The organism is Devosia sp. (genome assembly GCF_028290625.1).
GTDB lineage: Bacteria > Pseudomonadota > Alphaproteobacteria > Rhizobiales > Devosiaceae > Devosia.
This window is the reverse complement of the sequence record NZ_JAQGJM010000050.1, coordinates 1-5,417: the sequence shown is the minus strand read 5'-3', so window position 1 is coordinate 5,417 and position 5,417 is coordinate 1. Positions and strand designations below refer to the sequence as shown.

The following is a 5,417-nucleotide window of genomic DNA, read 5'->3' as shown; positions in this document are numbered from 1 at the left end:
GTGGTTTCGCCGGCCTGGTCCATCGTTTTCATCCAATACGCCTCGTCGCGGCGGACCATAGCGCGGCCGCCGCAATGGCGCTATCACGTCCCGGCCTCAAGCTGAATGACGTGAATCATGCCTGAACTGCCCGAAGTCGAAACCGTCCGCCGCGGCCTGCAGCCGGCCATGGAGGGCGCCACCATCCTGCGCGCCGAGGCGCGCCGCCCGGACCTGCGTTTTCCGCTGCAGCCGGACTTTCTGGCCCGTCTCGACGGCCAGGTGGTCACCAGCCTCGGCCGGCGGGCCAAGTACCTGCTGGCGGACCTCGCCTCCGGTGACGTTTTGTTGATGCACCTCGGCATGTCCGGCTCGTTTCGCGTGGTGTCGGACCAGGCGGCCACCGCGCCCGGCGCCTTCCACCATCCGCGCAGCGACGACCGCGCCCACGACCATGTGGTGTTCCACATGTCGTCGGGCACATCGGTGATCTACAACGACCCGCGCCGCTTCGGCTTCATGAAGATCTTTGCCCGCAGCGACATCGAGCAGGAGCCGTTCCTGAAGGACATCGGCACGGAGCCGCTCGGTAACGCCTTCGACGCGGCGATGCTGGCGGGGGCGCTCGCCGGCAAAAAGACGAGCCTGAAGGCCGCACTGCTCGACCAGCGCAATGTCGCGGGCCTCGGCAACATCTATGTCTGCGAGGCGCTGTTTCGTTCGCATCTGTCGCCGCGCAGATTGGCCGCGACCCTGGCGACGAAGAAGGGCGAGCCGACCGAGCGCGCGGGGCGATTGGTCGGCGCGATCCACGACGTGCTGAACCTCGCCATCAAGGCCGGCGGCTCGTCGCTGCGCGACCATCGCCAGACCTCCGGCGAACTCGGCTACTTCCAGCACTCGTTTCAGGTCTATGACCGCGAAGGCGAGACCTGCAAGACCGACGGCTGCGAAGGCATCGTGAAGCGGTTCGTGCAGAATGGACGGTCGACGTTCTGGTGCCCGAAGTGCCAGAAGTGAGGTCACGTTCCCCGGATGCAGCGCAGTCGCACAAGCGTGCCGCAGCGCGTTAGGGACAGGGGCTGCGCTCGCATCACCGTCGCAAATAGCATGAGCGCATTGTTGCTGTGATGCAACTGTGGCGGGAAATCACGGATCAATGCTTGAAATGTAGTTGCGCCGCCGATTAGGCAATTTAGAGTTGCCGTCCGGGGAGGCGATCATCATGAAAGCACCGGCAAAGAAGAAAGCAACGAAGAAGACGGCCAAAGCAAAAGCGGCCAAGACGAAGACAGCCGTCGCCAAAAAGAGCGCGAAAAAGAAAAAAGCGCCGGCCAAAAAGGCCGCGGCGGCGAAGCCGCCAGCCAAAAAGAAAGTCGCTAAAAAGAAGAAGGGCGCCGCCAAAAAAGCCGGCGCTGCCCTGGGCGGCGGGGTGCTCGGATGCTGCACGCTGACAGGTAACGGTCCTGCCATGCAGATCGAACATATCACGCGAAACCAGTGCCGGCTCGAAGGCATCGCGCGCGGCAAGAACGACCACTGGGTCCCTGGCGAGTGCGCCGAGCCGAGCTGACATCGACACACCAAACGATCAGAACAGCCGCTATTGCACGGAGGCGAGCAGCCATGGGCCGTCACTGGAAGCTATCCCACATCGCTGTCCTGTTGCTCGCCGGCCTTGGCGGCGGATGCGCCGTTCCGGCCTATGACGTGCCGCGCGACGACTACGGACAGCCGACCGTGAAGACCATCGTCGAGCGGATTCAATGCGAGATCCGCGACATGGTCCGGACCGACCGGCCGCAGGATCCGGCTTCGTTCAACAGGCTGATGCTGCTGAACGGCGACTACCGCGTGCTGGTCGCCTTGTCGCTAGAGGTCAACGACAGCGGCGGGCTGTCCCCCAGCGCGGCCTACATCACGCCATGGGCGCCGGCGGCGACCTTCAGCGCCAATCTCAATGGCACGCTGAGCGAGGCGCGCAACCACACCTTCACCGCCAATATCGAACTCTCCACCCGGCAGATCTATCTGGACTGGAAAAACGGCATCAAGCCCTATGACTGCCCGGTGGCGAACACCAATCTGGCCGGCGAACTCGGCTTGAAGGACATCGTGAACCTGGCCGCGTCGGCCCCAAATCTGGCCGACGAGTCGAAGAGCGACGGCAAGAGCATCTTCGGCGGAACGGTGCAGTTCGTGGTGACGAAATCGATCTCCGCCACGGGCCCGAGCTGGCAACTGGTTCGCTTCAAGAATCTCGCGGCGCTGGCCAACCTGTCCGAGGTCAACACCGACAAGATCATCCTGAACTTCGTGCCCGGCAGCGACAAGGGCAAGCGGCTGCCGCAGGGCGCCGTGAACTCGGCAGCCTACCAGCTCCTGCAACAGCAGTTGCTGAACTCGATCAACTCGCAATTGATCCTTCAGAATACACCGCGCTAGATCGGGATGATTTTAGGTTAGTTCACACTACTCGCCCCCGTCATTGCGAGGAGCCCTTGCGACGAAGCAATCCAGTTCTTGCAGAGTTTGCACCTTCTGGATTGCCGCGTCGCTTTGCTCCTCGCAATGACGGGGGAAGCGACACCGATTCATCTTTAGGTCATCCTGCTCTAGATCAGGACTCTGCGTGAGTCCCGATCGCCGGGCGCGGCATTCCCGAGGGGATGCGATGGACGTGACGCGTCCTTCGAGGCTACGTCGGCGATTCAGGCCAGCCAATTCCTTGCTTCAAACCGCGCTTCATGTCCCGCAGCGGTAACAGGCCGTCGTCGATCGAGAAACCCGGTCGCCGTCGCGATGCGCGATGGCCCCATCGCTGTCTCCCAAGGCGTAGGCCGCAACATATGCCGATGATGGGAATTCCAAGAATCCCGAAACATGCTACCGCTCTCCGGTCGCCCGCCCCGCCACCGCACCATGAGCCTCCCATGACCGACCCCTCGATCCGCTTCAACGACGGCGCCGCTTATGCGCGGATGATGGGGGCGTGGAGTCATCTGGCGGGCGATGTGTTTCTCGACTGGCTGGCGCCGGCGCCGGGGCTGGCCTGGGTCGATGTCGGCTGCGGCAACGGCGCGTTCACCGAGCTGATCGTGCAGCGGACGGCGCCGCGCGAGGTGCAGGGCGTCGATCCCTCCGACGGGCAGCTCGCTTATGCGCGCACGCGACCGGGCACAAAGATGGCGACCTACCACCAGGGCGACGCCATGGCGCTGCCGTTTGGCGATGCGGCGTTCGATGCCGCCGTGATGGCGCTGGTGATCTTCTTCGTGCCGGAGCCGGCGCGGGGCGTCGCCGAGATGGCGCGGGTCACGGCGCCGGGCGGCACGGTGGCCGCCTATGCGTGGGACATGGAGGGCGGCGGCTTTCCGCTGCAGCCGGTGATGCGCGAGTTGCGCGCCATGGGCTTTGCGCCGACGCCGCCGCCGAATCCCGATGCGTCGCGGATCGACAATTTGCAAAAACTATGGCGCGACGCCGGCCTCGTGCAGATCGAGACGCGGCGCGTCGACGTGACGCGACGCTTTGTCGACTTCGCGGATTTCTGGACGGCGTCCACCTCGGGCTCCACGGTGAAGCCGGCGATCGCCGCGATGACGCCAGCGGTGCGCGACGAGTTGATGGCGCGGGTGCGCGGCCATGTCACCGAACACGCCGACGGCCATGTCAGCTATGACGCTTTTGCCAATGCCGTGAAGGGGCGCGTGCCGGGCTGAGCGAGAGGCTCTTGCCCCGGACGCGATGCAATACGCAGTATTGCTTCGCAGAGCCGGGGCCGTCGCGGGCGACAGCGTTTGGGACGGTCCCGGCTCTGCGCAGCGGCACAAGAGTGCCGCAGCGCGTCCGGGACAAGCGGTAGTGCTACGACAACAATCCTACAGCGCGAACGTCACCGGCTGGCCGCGCTCCAGCGGGGTGAGGCGCGCGCCGGCGCCGAGCTTGGCGAAGGAATCCGCGAGCTCCGCGGCGCTTTCCTTGAAGTGCACCCAGCCTTCGTCGTGCACGGCGACGATGGCGGCGTCGGGAAAGGCGTGGGCCGCCTCCAGCGCGTCGTTGCTGCCCATGGTCATGTGAAACCGGCCGCGCGGCTCGGCGGCGCCGGCGAACAGCACCACCACCTTCGGTCTGAAGCGGCGCGCCACTTCCGCCATGCCCTCGTACCACACGGTGTCGCCGGTGACGTAGATGGCGTCGCCGGGCTGTCCGGTGCCGAGCAGGAAGCCGACCACGTCGCCGGAGATCGGCTCGATGCCCACCGGCCCGTGTCGCGCCGGCGCGGCCGTGACGAACAGGTGCCGGCCGTCGGGAGCTTGCAGCGTGCGGGTCTCGAACGGCGCCATGCCCAGCGCGTTGCCGCCGAGCCGCTTGGCGCCGGCCAGCGTCGTGTAGCTCACGCCCACCGAAGGCAGCATGGCGCGGCCGGCGCTGTCGAGATTGTCGAGGTGGTGGTCGTGGCTCAGCAGCACGGCGTCCAGCGCGCCGATCTGCTCGACCGTGAGCGCGGGGCCGGAGGTCTTCTCGAACCGCACCGGCGTCTCGCGGTACAGGCCCGGCGGATCGAAGGTCGGGTCGGTGAGCAGGCGGAAGCCGCCCAGTTCGATCAGCACGGTGGGACCGCCGATCAGGGTGAGGGTGAGATGCGAAGCGGCCATGGCGTGATTCCTTGCGAGACGGGACAGCCCGAGATACGCCGCCGCGTCCTGTGTGGAAATTCGCTATTAATTCGCAATGGCTAAGAAAATTCGCACAGGCCCTCCGCCGTCATTGCGAGGAGCGACTTGTCCGCCGTAGCTCGAAGAGCGATGGCGGAAGCGACGCGGCAATCCAGAAGGCTGCAAGAAAGAACTGGATTGCTTCGTCGCAAGGGCTCCTCGCAATGACGGGGCTTCTACAGCCAGCCGTAATGCCGGAATCGCAAATACAGAAACCCGCAGACCGAGGCGATGCCGCCGAGAACGAGGTAGTAGCCGTACTCCCACTTCAATTCCGGCATGTGCTCGAAATTCATGCCGTAGATGCCGGCCACCGCGGTCGGCACCGCCAATATCGCCGCCCAGGCCGCCAGCCGTCGCGTGATCTCGTTCTGCTGCGACTGGCCGGACATCAGACTGGCTTCGAACGCGAACGCCAGCACCTCGCGCAATGAGTCGATGTCCTCCTGGGCACGCTTGATGTGGTCGAGCACATCGCGGAATAGCGGCCGCATTTCGGGATCGATCGGCAGCACCGTGGAATGCTCCAGCCGGTGGCAGACGTCGAGCAGGGGGCCGACCGCGCGGCGCAGCTTCAGCAGATCGCGGCGCAGTTTGTAGAGATGCTCGAATTCGGAATGGTGCAGCATGCGCCTGAGCACGCGGTCCTCAAGCCCGTCGACCTCGGCCTCGATGGTCTCGATCACCGGCTGGTAGTTGTCGACGATGAAATCCAGGATG

General features: G+C 65.1%; 6 protein-coding genes. 4 read left to right on the top strand and 2 right to left on the bottom strand.

Features of this window, described 5'->3' with window-relative positions:
• The first annotated feature begins 117 nt into the window (after positions 1–117).
• The 4 genes from mutM to JWR51_RS23740 all read left to right on the top strand — a co-directional run bounded on the left by mutM (position 118) and on the right by JWR51_RS23740 (position 3,701).
• A complete protein-coding gene (mutM, locus tag JWR51_RS23755) occupies positions 118–999 on the top strand; it encodes a bifunctional DNA-formamidopyrimidine glycosylase/DNA-(apurinic or apyrimidinic site) lyase (protein ID WP_299753590.1) in 882 nt (293 codons plus the stop codon).
• A 205-nt stretch (positions 1,000–1,204) separates the two neighbouring features.
• Positions 1,205–1,552: a hypothetical protein gene (locus JWR51_RS23750; protein ID WP_299753588.1), complete on the top strand. Its 348-nt coding sequence runs from the start codon at positions 1,205–1,207 to the stop codon at positions 1,550–1,552.
• A 53-nt stretch (positions 1,553–1,605) separates the two neighbouring features.
• The gene (locus JWR51_RS23745; protein ID WP_299753586.1) at positions 1,606–2,424 is read left to right on the top strand and encodes a hypothetical protein; all 819 of its coding nucleotides are present in this window, start codon (positions 1,606–1,608) and stop codon (positions 2,422–2,424) included.
• Positions 2,425–2,912: 488 nt separating this feature from the next.
• Positions 2,913–3,701 carry a class I SAM-dependent methyltransferase gene (locus tag JWR51_RS23740; RefSeq protein ID WP_299753584.1) on the top strand — a complete coding sequence of 263 codons (789 nt, stop codon included), beginning with the start codon at positions 2,913–2,915 and terminating at the stop codon, positions 3,699–3,701.
• A gap of 159 nt (positions 3,702–3,860) precedes the next feature.
• Here the strand turns inward: JWR51_RS23740 and JWR51_RS23735 are convergent, their stop codons facing one another.
• Both JWR51_RS23735 and JWR51_RS23730 read right to left on the bottom strand, forming a co-directional pair.
• Entirely contained in the window at positions 3,861–4,637 is a 777-nt protein-coding gene (locus tag JWR51_RS23735) for an MBL fold metallo-hydrolase (RefSeq protein ID WP_299753582.1), read from the bottom strand.
• 236 nt (positions 4,638–4,873) lie between these two features.
• Positions 4,874–5,417, bottom strand: a 544-nt coding sequence (locus JWR51_RS23730) for a CorA family divalent cation transporter (RefSeq protein ID WP_299753580.1), incomplete at its 5' end; no start/stop codon positions are given.